The organism is Spirillospora albida, assembly GCF_000718255.1.
Taxonomy (GTDB): Bacteria; Actinomycetota; Actinomycetes; order Streptosporangiales; family Streptosporangiaceae; genus Spirillospora; species Spirillospora albida.
This window is the reverse complement of the sequence record NZ_JOFJ01000005.1, coordinates 297,132-310,322: the sequence shown is the minus strand read 5'-3', so window position 1 is coordinate 310,322 and position 13,191 is coordinate 297,132. Positions and strand designations below refer to the sequence as shown.

Sequence of the window (13,191 nt, the reverse complement as noted above, 5' to 3'; positions counted from 1 at the left end):
CACTCGTCCTGTCGTCTCCGACGCTACCGGAACGCCCGCTCCGGGCGGCGGGGCGATCGGCGCGTCATGCGGCGGGTATTCGGCATGCGGGACGATCCGATGTCAATACCATTGGCCCATGACATCGCAGCCGCGTATCCCCGACGTTCCCGCCAAGCCCTCACTGGACGGCCTGGAGGAGAAGTGGGTACGCGCCTGGGAGGAGAAGGGCGTCTACCGCTTCGACCGGACCCGGCCGCGCGAGGAGGTGTACTCCATCGACACCCCGCCGCCCACGGTCAGCGGATCCCTGCACGTCGGACACGTCTTCTCCTACACCCACACCGACACCGTCGCCCGTTTCCACCGCATGCGCGGTCGCGCGGTCTTCTACCCGATGGGCTGGGACGATAACGGCCTGCCCACCGAACGCCGCGTCCAGAACCACTTCGGTGTCCGCTGCGACCCCTCCCTGCCCTACGACCCCGATTTCGCGCCGCCGGCCGAGCCCGACCCGAAACGGCAGGTCCCGGTCGCGCGGCGGAACTTCATCGAGCTGTGCGAGCGGCTCACCGAGGTCGATGAGAAGGCGTTCGAGGAGACATGGCGCCGGGTCGGCCTGTCCGTCGACTGGAACCACCTCTACACGACGATCGGCGACGAGTCGCGCCGGGCGTCGCAGCGCGCCTTCCTGCGGAACCTGGCGCGCGGCGAGGCGTACGTCTCCGAGGCGCCGACGCTCTGGGACGTCACGTTCCAGACGGCCGTCGCGCAGGCCGAGCTGGAGGACCGGGAGCAGCCCGGCGCGTTCTACCGGCTCCGGTTCCACGGCGACGAGCGCCCGGTCTACATCGAGACGACGCGTCCGGAACTGCTGCCCGCGTGCGTCGCGCTCGTCGCGCACCCCGACGACGAGCGGTACCGGGAGCTGTTCGGGACGACCGTGCGCACCCCGCTGTTCGGCGTCGGGGTCCCGGTCCTCGCGCACCGGCTCGCCGAGCCCGACAAGGGGTCCGGCATCGCGATGATCTGCACGTTCGGCGATGTCACGGACGTCGTCTGGTGGCGGGAGCTCGACCTGCCGACCCGCGCGGTCGTCGGCTGGGACGGCCGCCTCGTCGCCGACGCGCCGGAGGGCGTCCCCGCCGGCCCGTACTCCGAGCTGGCCGGCAAGACCCTGTTCTCGGCCAAGGAGCGGGTCGTGGAGATGCTCCGCGACTCCGGCGACCTGGACGGCGAGCCGCGCAAGATCACCCGTCCGGTGAAGTTCTACGAGAAGGGCGGCAAGCCCCTCGAGATCGTGACGACGCGGCAGTGGTACATCCGCAACGGCGGGCGCGACACGGCGGTCCGCGCCGAGCTGATCGGGCGCGGCCGGGAGCTGCGCTGGCACCCCGGCTACATGCGGGCCCGCTACGAGAACTGGGTCGAGGGCCTCAACGGCGACTGGCTGATCTCGCGGCAGCGGTTCTTCGGCGTCCCCATCCCGGTCTGGTACCGGCTGGACGGGTCGGGCGAACCGCTGTACGACGCGCCGATCGTCCCGTCGGAGGACGCCCTGCCCGTCGATCCGTCGTCGGACGCCCCGCCCGGCTTCACCGAGGACCAGCGCGGCAAGCCCGACGGCTTCATCGGAGACCCCGACGTCATGGACACGTGGGCGACGTCGTCGCTGACCCCGCAGATCGCCGGCGGCTGGGAGCGCGACACCGACCTGTTCTCGCGCGTGTTCCCGTTCGACCTGCGGCCGCAGGGGCACGACATCATCCGCACCTGGCTGTTCTCGACGGTCGTCCGGTCGCATTTGGAGCACGGGTCGCTGCCGTGGACGGACACGGCCCTGTCCGGCTGGATCCTCGACCCCGACCGCAAGAAGATGTCGAAGTCGAAGGGCAACGTCGTCACGCCGATCGCGCTACTGGAGGAGTTCGGGTCGGACGCCGTCCGGTACTGGGCGGCGAACGGGCGGCCGGGCACCGACACCGCGTTCGACACCGGTCAGATCAAGGTCGGCCGGCGGCTCGCCATCAAGATCCTCAACGCGTCGAAGTTCGTGCTCGGGCTCGGCGAGGCCGCGCCGGACGCGCGGGTCACCGCGCCGCTCGACCGGGCGATGCTGGCCGCGCTGGCGGAGGTCGTCCGGGAGGCGACCGAGGCGTTCGAGGGGTACGACTACGCGCGGGCCCTCGAGCGCACCGAGCGGTTCTTCTGGGAGTTCTGCGACGACTACCTGGAGCTCGTCAAGGCCCGCGCCTACGGCGAGGGCGACGAGGCCCGGTCGGCGCGGGCCGCGCTGCGGACGGCGCTGTCGGTGCTGCTGCGGCTGTTCGCGCCGATCCTCCCGTTCGTCACCGAGGAGGTCTGGTCGTGGTGGCGGCACGGCTCGGTGCACGCCGCGTCCTGGCCGTCGGCCGGGGAGCTGCCCGGCGGCGGCGACCCGGCGGTCCTCACCGCGACCGCCGAGGCGCTCCGCCAGGTCCGCAAGGTGAAGTCGGCGGCGAAGGCGTCGATGCGCGCGGACGTGGCGCGCGCCGTCGTCCGCGGTTCGGAGGTCGTCCGGATCGCCCGCGCGGACCTCGCGGCGGCGGGCCGCATCGCCGACCTGGCCTTGGAGGACGCGCCCGCGACCCTGACCGTGGACGTCACGCTCGCGACCTGAACCGGGGTCGTGAACCGGGTCAGAACGTGCAGGGCAGGTGCTTGATGCCGTTGATGAAGTCGGAGTAGAGCCGGTCGGGCCGCCCCGCGGTGCGGATGGCGGGCACCCGGGTGAACAGCTCCCGGAACATCACGGTGATCTCCCGGCGGGCCAGGTTCGCGCCCAGGCAGAAGTGCGGACCCGGCCCGCCGAACCCGACATGCGGGTTCGGCGACCGCGTGATGTCGAACGTGTCGGGGTCGTCGAACACGGCCTCGTCGCGGTTCGCCGAGTTGTAGAACAGCAGGACCTTCTCCCCGGCCCGGTACAGGTTGCCGTTCATCTCGTGGTCGCGGGTGACGGTGCGGCGGAACTGGATGACGGGCGTCGCCATGCGGACGATCTCCTCAACGGCGCCCGGCATCCGCGCGTCGAAGTCCTCCATGAGCAGCGCCCGCTGCTCCGGGTTGTCGGTGAACAGCTTCAGCCCGTGCGAGATCGCGTTCCGGGTCGTCTCGTTGCCCGCGACGACCAGCAGGATGAAGAACGAGCCGATCTCCTGGTCGGTGAGCGTCTCGCCGCCCACGTTCGCGCCGACGAGGGCGGACACCAGATCGTCGCCCGGCTCGCGGCGGCGCCGCCGCGCCAGCTTCATCGCCAGGTGGTTCAGCTCGTACCCGGCGGTCATCGCCTTGAGGATGCCGTGGAGGACGCCGCTGCGCGTGATGATCCCGGTCCGGCCGAAGTCGGCGCCACCGCTGAACTCGGGGTCGCCGACGCCGAGGATGATGTTCGTCCGGTCGTACACCATCGGCCGCGCGGCCTCGGGGATGCCCATCATGTCGCAGATGACCTGGACGGGGAGCTTCGCCGCGACGTCGGTGACGAAGTCGCCGGGGCCGTGGAGCAGCAGATCGTCGACGATCCGCGTCGCGCTCGCCTGCAGGTCCTCCTCCAGCTTGGCGAGGACGCGCGGGGTGAACGCCCGCGACACGATCCTGCGGATCTTCGCGTGCCGCGGGTCGTCCATGTTGATCATCGAGCCGAAGTACCGCGCCATGTAGCGGGGCAGGTCGGCGACGCCGGTGACGGACGGCTCGCTGCTGAAGACGTCCGGCTTCCGGCTGGCCTCGACCACGTCGGCGTGCCGGACGAGAGCGTGGTAGCCGGGTCCGGCCTTGAAGAACGGCACCTCGAGCTCCGGGAAGAACACGGGCCTGTCGAGTTGCCGCAGCCGCTTGAACGCCGCGAGCCGCTCCCGCTGCGGCAGCGCCCAGAAGGTGAGGTCCGACAGGTTGACCTGGTCCGCCGCCGTGATCGTCACGCCGCACCGCCCTCGGCTCCGCAGAACATCATTCGGTTTCCATGCAACCCACGCCCCGGCCCGGCGTCAAGGTCGCCCGCGGTGAGTGCCGCTACGTGAGGAGGAGCGACAGGGCGATGAGGGTGGCGATCGCCGTGGTGGTCTTCGTGTGCGGCATACGGGCGGCGATCGCGGCGTCCCGGTGCTCGTCCCGGGCCAGATAGGTCAGGGCGGCGCTCAGGGCGCGGCCCGCGCCGAAGGCGGCGCCGGTCAGAAGGGTCGTCGCCAGAGACCGGTGCGCCAGGAGGAGGCCCAGCGCCAGCACGTAGGGAGTGCTCGCGGAGACGTAGGTGCGGACGCCGGTGCCCAGCTCGAAGCCGAACTGGAGGGAGCCCCGGCGCAGGCGGGTCTGGAGGACCTCCGGGGCGATCTGACGGGCGTTCTGGGGGAGCGGGATCGGCAGCAGGCCCGTTTCGCGCGCCACCGCCAGCGCGGCGATGCCGATGATCGACGCCGCGCGGGCCGGGGCCGGAACCGGCTCGGTGAGACCGGACAGCAGCCAGACGACCGCGGCGCTGAGGGTGCCCCCGGCGAGAAGGCCGAGGGTGAAGACGGCGAGGACCTCGCCCTGCCGTATCGGGGCCCGCCAACCTGGCGAGAACAGCACGGATTCGCTGTTGCGCGTTCAAACGCTGCCGGACAGGGCGAAGCCCGCCAGCGCGCCGACGGACGCCCAGCACAGGACGGTCGCGTCCAGCGCGGCGGCGGCCACGGCGAGCAGCGACAGTGCCGCGACGGGGAGGAACGGCTCGGTGAGGCCCCGCCGGAGGCGTCCGGCGGTCAGTTCCGGCACGCCGTCGCCTTGCGGCAGATCGTCCGGTACCAGTTCCCGCGCTTGGACTTCTTCCAGCCGTCATGGCAGCGCCAGGTGACGCCCTTCTTGCAGCTCCCGCAGCTCTTCGTATAGGCCCAGAGCCAGCCGTCGTACCCGCCGCCGACGCACGCGTCGGGGCGCAGCTTGTAGCGGCCCGGGTCGGAGACCCCGGACCTGTGGAAGCCCTTGTACTTGCCGCTCGTCCGGCAGCACACGCCGCACACCAGGCTCGGGCCGCACCCGGGAGAGCAATTGTGGTTGGACGCGTACGACGGGCAGCGCGGATAGATGTCGTAGTACCCGGCCAGCTGGAACCCGGACGCGAGCGCCTCGCGGGCGGGCGGGAACACGCCGAGCGCCTTCAGCCCGGCGGTCGCGCCGGCGGCGGCGAGACCGGTCAGGACGCTGCGGCGGACGGGACGCGGCCGCGGCTCGCCCGGGGCGGGGCGGCGCCGGGCGCGCGGCGCCCCGGCCGGACGGGGGCCGCGCAGCAGCGGGACGTCTTCCAGTTCGATCATCGGGCGGCCTCCAGGGCGAGGGCGCGGAGCGCGTCGGGCGAGCCGACCGGCTCGGCGGCGCGGACGCGCCCGCCGGTGTCGATCAGCACGGCGAAGGGGGTGGCGGGGACGTCGTAGGCGGTGAACAGGCCGTCCCGCTCGTCGGCGTGGACGGTCAGCCCCGGTGAGGTGACGGCGGGCGCCCCGGCGAAGGCGACCTGCACGGGGCGGTCGAGGGACTCGGCGGCGGCCAGCACGTCGGTGCAGACGCCGCAGTCGCGGTCGAGGAACAGCAGGAGGCCGGGGCCGAGCCGGTCGAACGCGGGGGCGGGTGTGCCGGGGGCCGGGCCGAGGGCGGACGGGGCGGGCGCGCCCCTGGTCAGCGCGGCGACCTGCCGGACCAGTCCCGCGACCACCAGGGAGAGCAGCAGGATCGCCGCCCACGAGAGCAGCAGGGCGCTGTTCTGGAAGCTCATCCGGCGAGGGTCCTCTCGTGGGTCATGGCGTGCGGGAGCGTCCACAGGAGCACCGCGAAGGTGAGGCCGGCGATGGTGGAGACGGACGTCTCGTAGGCGGTGGAGGGCAGGCCGCCGGACGCGCCGGCGAGCGCGAGCGCGGCGAGTGCGGCGGCGCGGGCCGCGACCCAGCCGGTCATGGGCGTGCCGGGGTCGCCGGCGCAGCCGCAGGGGACGCCGTGCCGCGTCCGCGCCACCCACGTCCCGTAGGCGGCGTAGATACCGAGGAGGGCGGCGGCCGCCCACAGGGCAGGGGTCTCCCGCCACAGGACGAGCCCCGCCAGGCCCGCCGACCCCGTGACCGCCTCGGCGAGCAGGACGGACGCGGCGACCGGGCGCACGAGGACGGCGGGGAGCGTCCGCTGCGCCCGCAGCGCCCCGGCGAGGGCCCGGGGGCGCCGCAGGTGCCCGGCCAGCGACGCGAGCAGGACGAGCGGGATCGCGACGGCGGCGGCCCCGGCGAGCAGGGCGGTCACCGGATCGCCTCGACCGCCAGCCCGGCGAGCCGCCGCGGGACCTCGCGGACGCGGTCCTCCTCGGGCAGGACGGTGACGAGCAGCGAGGTCAGCGCGAGCAGGAAGTACGGTCCCTGCCCCTCCACGGCGTCCTGGAACAGCTCGCCGCCCGCGACCGACGCGCCCCGCCAGGACGGCAGCCGCCTGCGGGTCCGCGCGGTCAGCGGCGCGATCTCCAGGAGCCCGAGCCCGGGGACCTCCTTGGCCATCTCCGCCGGTTCGGGGCGGCGCGCCCGGCCGCGCGGGACGGCGGTGATCCCGTCGGCGTGCTCGGTGAGCCGCAGCGTCCGGAAGAACGCGACGGCGTCGGCGGGGCGGCCGTGGTAGAGGTGGGTGAACACGGCGTGGCGGCGCCCCTCCCAGACGGCGGCGAGGACGGGATCGCTCAACCCGGTGTCGGCGTCGCGGGTCGCGGTGCGGCCGACCCTCAGCCGTCCGCCCTGGGTGTGGAACTCCTGGTCGAAGCGCCGGACACCGATGTCCTCGGCCCAGGCGAGGGCGTCGGCGCGGGTGCCTGAGGAGATCTCGTGGAGTCGTCCGGCGTCGGCGACGCGCGCGACGGACGTGCAGGGGCGGGCGAGGTCGTGCGGGCCGGACATGCGAATCCGGACGCCGTCGAGTGAGCGGTGGGTGACCTCGGCCATGACGCTTCCTCCTGGTTCGCGCCCCTTGTGGCTGCTGTGACGGTACGCCTGGAATGGCTCTTACGGGGCAAACCTTCCGGAAGTGGTCACGCTCCGGAGCCGGTAGGGTCGGGGGGCCTCCCGGCGCGCGGCGTCCGGGCGGAGGCTCCCAGAGCGTGAGGTGGAACCGTGAGCAAGGTCGACGTCCTGATCAAGCGGCTGGACCCCGGGCTTCCCCTGCCGGAGTACGCCCACGCGGGCGACGCGGGCGCCGACCTGCACGCCGCGCAGGACGTGGAACTCCCGCCCGGTGAGCGCGCCGTGGTGCCGACCGGGGTGGCGATCGCCCTGCCGGACGGCTATGCCGCGTTCGTGCACCCGAGGTCCGGTTTGGGCGCTAAGTTGGGGGTGACCATAGTCAATGCACCCGGTACGGTCGATGCCGGCTATCGGGGCGAGATCAAGGTGACCCTGCTGAACACCGACCCGCGCGCCACGGTCCGGCTGCGGCGGGGCGACCGGATCGCGCAGATGGTCGTGCAGCGCGTGGAGCGCGCCGTGTTCCACGAGGTCAGCGACCTTCCCGGCGCGGCCCGCGGGGCGAACGGATTCGGCTCCACGGGCGGTGTCGCCGATATTGAGCACAGCAGAGAAGGAGTGTGAGTCGTGGCTTTTGGACGTCGTCGGCAGGGCGAGGAGCCCGCGAAGGGCGCCGAGGCGACCGAGGAGTCGGCGCAGCCGGTCGATGAGGCCGAGGCGGAGGCTCCCGAGAGCGCCGAGGGCGGCCCCTGGGACTCCGAGGACTCCTTCCCCGAACTGCAGCGCCTGGACTTCGGGGCCCTCCAGATCCCGGTCGCGCCGGGTCTCGGCTTCCAGGTGAACTTCGAGGCGACCCAGGTCGACGAGGAGGGCAACCCCCTCGACGGCCGTCCCGTCGCCGTCCTGGTCCAGTACGCCGAGAGCGCCATGCAGCTCCAGGTGTTCGCGGCGCCCAAGCGCAGCGGCATCTGGGCGGACGTCCGGCGCGAGACCGCCAAGGACATCGAGGAGGAGGCGCAGGGGCAGACGCAGGAGGGCGACGGCCCGTTCGGCCCCGAGCTCCTCGCGATGGTGCCCGCCGCGCTGACCGAGGAGGTCCTCGCGGAGATGCCGGACGAGGTGCGCGAGCAGATCCCGGCCGAGTTCATCGAGCAGGGCTGGGCGCCGCAGATCATCCGCTTCCTCGGCGTGGACGGCCCGCGCTGGTTCCTCCAGGCCGTGGTGCAGGGCGCCGCGATCGAGGACGAGGAGCAGTGGCAGGTGCTGGAGGACGTGCTGCGCGGCGTGGTCGTCGTCCGCGGCGACGCCCCGATGCCTCCGCGCGACCTGCTCGAACTCCAGATCCCCAAGGAGTTCGGCGAGGGCGAGCCCGAGGAGGGCGAGGAGAACTTCAGCCCCTTCGAGCGCGGCCCCGAGATCACCGAGGTGCGCTGAGCCTGCGGCGCCGGGCCCGCACGTCCGCATTTCGGACGTGCGGGCCCGGCGTTTCCGCTTTCCGGGCGGGGGGCCGTCCCTTGCCGCGGGCGGCGCCGCGGGTGCTCAATCGATGGCATGTCGAAGAGGACCCGCAAACGCCGCGCCCGCAAGCGGAACAAGCACAACAAGGGCAGGCGGCCCTGCGCCCGGCACTAGGTGGCGATCAGTTCGAATCCGATCGCGTGCTCGACGCCGACGGCCTCGCCGGTCGGCGTCGCCATCGAGGTGAGGAACGCGGCGGCGTCGAAGTCCGCGCCGAGGCCGTCGAAGTAGACCTTGTGCGCGAGCAGGGAGTCGATGCCGGCCTGCAGGTGGCCGGTGACGTCCACGTAGTGGGCCGCCTGCGGTGACCCGCCGAACAGGGCGAATTTGACCCCCTGCCACGGGTCGAGGTCCAGGTCGCGGAACACCCAGCGGTTCGCGGCGTCCCGGATCGCGTCGGCGACGGCGAGGCCGAGGACGCGGTGGTCGGCCATGTTGAACATGCCGCCGGGGAACGTCTCGCGGAAGTTCACCGAGATCACGACCTCCGGGCGGTGCCGCCGGATCGCCCCGGCCAGCAGGCGCCGCAGCGGCAGCCCGTACTCCAGCATGCCGTCGGGCTGGTCGAGGAACTCGACGGTGCCGACGCCGACCCGGCGGGCCGCCTCGATCTGCTCGGCGGTCCGTATCCGGGCCACCTCCTCGGGATCCATCCCGTCGATCCCGGCCTCGCCCCGGGTGGCGAGGACCTGCACGACCTCCTTGCCCTGCGCGGTCCATTTCGCGACGGCGGCGGACCCGCCGTACTCCAGGTCGTCGGGGTGCGCGACGATCGCGAGCGCCCGCCCCCAGTCCTCCGATACTTCTTCCATACCCACCATCCTGGCCTACGCCGGCGCGCTCGTGAGAGCGCCTTCGCGGCTGCCGGAGGTGGGGTTTTGCCTACCCCGATCGGCGTGCTGGACCCCTCCTGCGGCGCGCCCGCCGTCCGTAGCTTCGATCTCGCGGCGCCCCGACGGGGGGCGCGGGGCGGAAGGTGAGAGCGATGGCGGCAGGTCGGGAGGCGCTCCGGCTGGACGGGGTGCGGAAGGTCTACGGTGCGGAGGGCAACCGCGTGGTGGCGCTGGACGGGGTGTCGCTGTCGCTCGCGGCGGGGTCGTTCACGGCGGTGATGGGCCCGTCCGGATCGGGCAAGAGCACGCTGCTGCAGTGCGCGGCGGGCCTGGACCGGCCCACCGGGGGCCGGGTGTTCGTGGACGGCGCCGAGCTCGCGGGGGACTCGGAGGCGGCGCTGACCCGCTTTCGCCGCGAGCGGATCGGGTTCGTGTTCCAGCAGTTCAACCTGCTGCCGACGCTGACCGTCCTGGAGAACGTGACCCTGCCGCTGCGGCTCGCCGGGAAGAGGGTCGACCGGGCGGGCGCGGCGCGGATCCTGGCGCGGGTCGGGCTGGGCGACCGGCTCGGGAACCTGCCGGCGGAGCTGTCGGGCGGGCAGCAGCAGCGGGTGGCGATCGCGCGGGCGCTGGTCACCCGGCCGGAGATCCTGTTCGCGGACGAGCCGACCGGCGCGCTCGACACCCGCAGCGCCCGGGACGTGCTGGGGCTGCTGCGCGAGTCCGTCCGGGAGTTCGGGCGGACGGTCGTGATGGTGACGCACGATCCGGTCGCCGCGTCCGGCGCGGACTCCGTGGTGTTCCTGGCCGACGGCCGGATCGTCGGGCACCTGCCCGCGCCGACCGCCGAGGCGGTCGCGGAGCGGATGACGCACCTGGCGGACGAGGTCGAGCGGCAGCGCGCCGAAGCGGGGGTCTGACCGTGTTCTGGCTGGCGATCCGGTCGCTGCGGCGCCGTGCGGGCGCGTTCACCGCGACCTTCCTGTCCATGTTCCTCGGTGCCGCGATCATCATGGCGTTCGCGGCGATGCTCGACACCGCGAACGGCGAGGGCGCCACCGGCCCGGCGCGGGAGACGCTGACCACGATGGCGGGCGTCGTGGGCGGCTGGGGCCTGATCCTGGTGGTGTTCGCGGTGGCGTCGACGCTGACGCTGTCGGTCCGGCAGCGGGCCGCCGAGCTGGCCCTGCTGAAGAGCGCCGGCGCGACCCCCGGGCAGCTCGGCCGGATGATCGTCGGCGAGGCCGCCGGGCTGGCGGTGCCGGCCGTGCTGCTGGCGATCGTTCCGGCGGTGCCGCTGGGACGCGGCCTCCTCGGACTGCTCCACGGGACCGGCCAGGTGCCAGAGAGCGTCGGCTACGCGTTCGGTCCGATCGCGGTCTCCGTGGGCGCCGGGGTGACGCTGGTGTCCGCGGTCGCCGCCGCGCTGATCGCGGTGCGGCGCGCCGTCCGGGCGGGCGCGACCGAGTCCCTGCGGGACGCCGCGACCGGCGCGGAGCGGCTCGGCCGCGGGCGCGCGGTCTTCGCCGGGGTGTTCTTCCTGGTGGCGCTCTGGGAGGTCGCGATCACGGTCACGGTGATGCGCGGCAAGGGCATGGACGCGATGGCGACGTCCGGTCAGGCGGACATCTTCGCCGCGATCGGGCTGGCGCTGCTGGCCCCGCTGATCGTCCGCCGGGCGACGGGCGTCCTGGCCGGGCCCGTCCGCCGGTTCGGCGGCGTCACCGGCGACCTCGCGGTGACGAACATGCGGCGCCGGACGGGGCAGCTCGCCGCGGCGGTCACCCCGATCATCCTGTTCACCGGCACGGCCGTCGGCACCCTGTTCCTCCAGGCCACCGAGAACGCGGCGGCCGCCGCCGAGGGGCTCGTCAAGGACGCCGAGCAGAAGAACATCGAGACGCTGAACTTCGTCGTCATCGGCATGGTCGTCCTGTTCACCGCGATCATGCTGGTGAACACGCTGGTCGCGGCCACCGCGCACCGCCGCCGCGAGTTCGGCCAGGTCCGGCTCGCCGGCGCCACCCCGGGGCAGGTCCTCGGCATGGTCGCGATCGAGTCGGCCGTCCTGACGGTGATCGGCGTCGCGTGCGGCACGGTGGCGTCCGTCTTCACGATCGTCCCGTTCGGCATCGCCCGGCGCGGCACCCCCGTCCCGGACGGCGGCGTCTGGACGTACCTCGCGGTGGTCGCCCTCGCCGCGGCCATCACCGGCGCGACGGCCCTCACCGCCTCGCGGCGGGTCCTGCGGACCCCGGCGGTGGAGGCGGTCACCGCCTGACCGGCCGGACGCGGCGGCGGGCGCCCGCTCCCCTTCCGGGGTGGGCGCCCGCCGGCGTGCGCGGATCAGTGCGGCTGCCGGGCTCTGCGGGGGAGGAGGAACGCGATCGGGAAGGCGGCCAGGGTGAGCGCGATCGTCGCCCATGTCACCTGCCGGGCGCCGGTCAGCGCCGCCGCCGCGTCGAACCCGTGCCCGGTCTCGCCGCCGAGCGCCGCGAAGAACACGGTGCCGAGGACGGCGACGCCCAGTGTCGCGGCGAGCTGCTGGATCGACTCCAGCGCCGCCGACGCGGAGCCGACCTCGTGGTCGGCGACGTCCGCGACGATGATGTCGAAGAGCGGGACGAAGATCATGCCCATTCCGGCGCCGAAGACCAGCAGCGGCGCGGCCAGGTGCGGGCCGCCGAGTCCGGTGCCCGCCGCGGCGAGCACGGCCGACAGCCCGATGAGGCCCGCGGTCATCAGCGTGAGCCCGATGGGCAGGATCGTCCGGCCGAGCCGCGCCATCTGCGTTCCGCCGAAGGCCGAGCCGGCGAACGCGCCGATCGCCCAGGACACCATCGCGAGGCTCGCGGCGAGCGGCGTGTAGCCGAGGCCGAGCTGGAGGAACAGGCCGGTGGCGAGGGAGAACCCGGTGATCGTCCCGAAGAACACGATGACGAACAGGACACCGGAGCGGTAGCCGCGGTTCGCGAACACCGACAGCCGCAGGATCGGCGTCCGGCCCGCGCGGTCCCGGCGGAGCTGGTGGACGGCGAAGGCGGCGAGGACGGGCACGGAACCGGCGAGCAGGAGCAGTGACCAGGCGGGCCAGCCGAGTTCGCGGCCCTGTACGAGCGGGTACACGAGCATGCTCATCCCGGCGCCGCCGAGCAGCATCCCGACGAGGTCGATGCCGCCGCCCCGCCCGGTGGGGGCGGCCGCGGGGAGCACCCGGGCGCCGACGACGAGGGCGAACGCGCCGAGCGGCACGTTGATGAGGAAGATCGCGCGCCAGCCGGTCCCGAACGGGTCGGCGTCCACGAGCACGCCCGCGACGACCGGGCCGAGGATCGTGGCGAGGCCGATCACCGGGCCGAACAGGGCGAACGCCTTGCCCATGTCCCGCGCGCCGAACAGGTCGCGGATCAGCCCGAAGCACTGCGGGACCATCACGGCCGCGCACAGCCCCTGCGCGACGCGGGCGGTGATCAGGCTCTCGGGGGACCAGGCGAGCGCGCACGCCAGCGAGGTCGCGAGGAAGCCGGCCGTGCCGGCGAGCAGGACGGGGCGGCGGCCGAACATGTCGCCGAGCCGTCCGCCGGTGAGCAGCGCGACCGCGAGGGCGAGGGTGTAGCCGGCCGACATCCACTGGAGGGCGGACAGCGATCCGCCGAGGTCGGCGCGGATGGCCGGGGCGGCCACGCCGACGATGGTGGAGTCGAGGAGGTTCAGCAGGGTCGCGGCGAGGATCGCCGACAGGCCGAGCCAGCGGCGGGGGACGGGTCCGGTCGGTGCGGCCGTCGGAGTCGCCCGGTCGATCGTGACGGTCATCGGCTCATCCCTTCGTTTTGCGGAGCGGAACGTTCTGTTCTCAT

General features: G+C 73.5%; 14 protein-coding genes. 5 read left to right on the top strand and 9 right to left on the bottom strand.

The window, feature by feature from the left end; all coding sequences use genetic code 11:
• Positions 1-118 precede the first annotated feature (118 nt).
• On the top strand, positions 119-2,638 hold the full coding sequence (valS, locus tag IE99_RS0109425) for a valine--tRNA ligase (protein WP_030166824.1): 2,520 nt from the start codon (positions 119-121) through the stop codon (positions 2,636-2,638).
• 19 nt (positions 2,639-2,657) lie between these two features.
• Here the strand turns inward: valS and IE99_RS0109420 are convergent, their stop codons facing one another.
• The 7 genes from IE99_RS0109420 to IE99_RS32385 form a co-directional block, all read right to left on the bottom strand.
• A complete protein-coding gene (locus IE99_RS0109420; protein WP_030166821.1) occupies positions 2,658-3,941 on the bottom strand; it encodes a cytochrome P450 in 1,284 nt (427 codons plus the stop codon).
• A gap of 91 nt (positions 3,942-4,032) precedes the next feature.
• Positions 4,033-4,587, bottom strand: a complete 555-nt coding sequence (locus tag IE99_RS28985; RefSeq protein WP_051712315.1) for a hypothetical protein — start codon at positions 4,585-4,587, stop codon at positions 4,033-4,035.
• 18 nt (positions 4,588-4,605) lie between these two features.
• Complete coding sequence (locus tag IE99_RS32390) at positions 4,606-4,773, bottom strand: hypothetical protein (RefSeq protein WP_169744408.1); 168 nt, start codon at positions 4,771-4,773, stop codon at positions 4,606-4,608.
• The gene (locus IE99_RS0109405) at positions 4,761-5,312 is read right to left on the bottom strand and encodes a hypothetical protein (protein WP_051712314.1); all 552 of its coding nucleotides are present in this window, start codon (positions 5,310-5,312) and stop codon (positions 4,761-4,763) included. The genes IE99_RS32390 and IE99_RS0109405 overlap by 13 nt, the downstream gene beginning before the upstream one ends.
• Positions 5,309-5,767, bottom strand: coding sequence for a hypothetical protein (locus tag IE99_RS0109400; protein ID WP_030166812.1), 459 nt, complete (start codon positions 5,765-5,767; stop codon positions 5,309-5,311). The genes IE99_RS0109405 and IE99_RS0109400 overlap by 4 nt, the downstream gene beginning before the upstream one ends.
• Entirely contained in the window at positions 5,764-6,282 is a 519-nt protein-coding gene (locus tag IE99_RS30180) for a MauE/DoxX family redox-associated membrane protein (protein WP_051712313.1), read from the bottom strand. The genes IE99_RS0109400 and IE99_RS30180 overlap by 4 nt, the downstream gene beginning before the upstream one ends.
• Positions 6,279-6,965, bottom strand: a complete 687-nt coding sequence (locus tag IE99_RS32385; RefSeq protein WP_030166806.1) for a hypothetical protein — start codon at positions 6,963-6,965, stop codon at positions 6,279-6,281. The genes IE99_RS30180 and IE99_RS32385 overlap by 4 nt, the downstream gene beginning before the upstream one ends.
• 168 nt (positions 6,966-7,133) lie before the next feature.
• Here IE99_RS32385 and dut point away from each other — a divergent pair, with 168 nt between their 5' ends.
• Together dut and IE99_RS0109380 are read left to right on the top strand one after the other, a co-directional pair.
• Positions 7,134-7,607, top strand: a complete 474-nt coding sequence (gene dut / locus IE99_RS0109385; protein WP_030166803.1) for a dUTP diphosphatase — start codon at positions 7,134-7,136, stop codon at positions 7,605-7,607.
• 3 nt (positions 7,608-7,610) lie between these two features.
• Positions 7,611-8,417 carry a DUF3710 domain-containing protein gene (locus IE99_RS0109380; RefSeq protein WP_030166799.1) on the top strand — a complete coding sequence of 269 codons (807 nt, stop codon included), beginning with the start codon at positions 7,611-7,613 and terminating at the stop codon, positions 8,415-8,417.
• A 194-nt stretch (positions 8,418-8,611) separates the two neighbouring features.
• On the opposite strand, the gene IE99_RS0109375 is transcribed toward IE99_RS0109380, so the two are convergent.
• Complete coding sequence (locus tag IE99_RS0109375) at positions 8,612-9,322, bottom strand: PIG-L deacetylase family protein (RefSeq protein ID WP_030166797.1); 711 nt, start codon at positions 9,320-9,322, stop codon at positions 8,612-8,614.
• Between the two features lie 164 nt (positions 9,323-9,486).
• Between IE99_RS0109375 and IE99_RS0109370 the strand changes: the two genes are divergently transcribed.
• Together IE99_RS0109370 and IE99_RS0109365 are read left to right on the top strand one after the other, a co-directional pair.
• A complete protein-coding gene (locus IE99_RS0109370; RefSeq protein ID WP_030166795.1) occupies positions 9,487-10,254 on the top strand; it encodes an ABC transporter ATP-binding protein in 768 nt (255 codons plus the stop codon).
• Between the two features lie 2 nt (positions 10,255-10,256).
• Entirely contained in the window at positions 10,257-11,615 is a 1,359-nt protein-coding gene (locus IE99_RS0109365; protein ID WP_030166793.1) for an ABC transporter permease, read from the top strand.
• A gap of 65 nt (positions 11,616-11,680) precedes the next feature.
• Here IE99_RS0109365 and IE99_RS0109360 read toward each other — a convergent pair whose 3' ends face one another.
• Complete coding sequence (locus IE99_RS0109360; RefSeq protein ID WP_030166790.1) at positions 11,681-13,147, bottom strand: MFS transporter; 1,467 nt, start codon at positions 13,145-13,147, stop codon at positions 11,681-11,683.
• Positions 13,148-13,191 lie beyond the last annotated feature (44 nt).

What these genes read in the sequence shown, in the direction of transcription:
- IE99_RS0109375 (WP_030166797.1), bottom strand. Translation starts at nt 9,322, where the DNA reads ATGGTGGGTATGGAAGAAGTATCGGAGGACTGGGGGCGGGCGCTCGCG.
- IE99_RS32385 (WP_030166806.1), bottom strand. Translation starts at nt 6,965, where the DNA reads ATGGCCGAGGTCACCCACCGCTCACTCGACGGCGTCCGGATTCGCATG.
- IE99_RS0109360 (WP_030166790.1), bottom strand. Translation starts at nt 13,147, where the DNA reads ATGACCGTCACGATCGACCGGGCGACTCCGACGGCCGCACCGACCGGA.
- IE99_RS0109405 (WP_051712314.1), bottom strand. Translation starts at nt 5,312, where the DNA reads ATGATCGAACTGGAAGACGTCCCGCTGCTGCGCGGCCCCCGTCCGGCC.
- IE99_RS0109370 (WP_030166795.1), top strand. Translation starts at nt 9,487, where the DNA reads ATGGCGGCAGGTCGGGAGGCGCTCCGGCTGGACGGGGTGCGGAAGGTC.
- IE99_RS0109400 (WP_030166812.1), bottom strand. Translation starts at nt 5,767, where the DNA reads ATGAGCTTCCAGAACAGCGCCCTGCTGCTCTCGTGGGCGGCGATCCTG.
- valS (WP_030166824.1), top strand. Translation starts at nt 119, where the DNA reads ATGACATCGCAGCCGCGTATCCCCGACGTTCCCGCCAAGCCCTCACTG.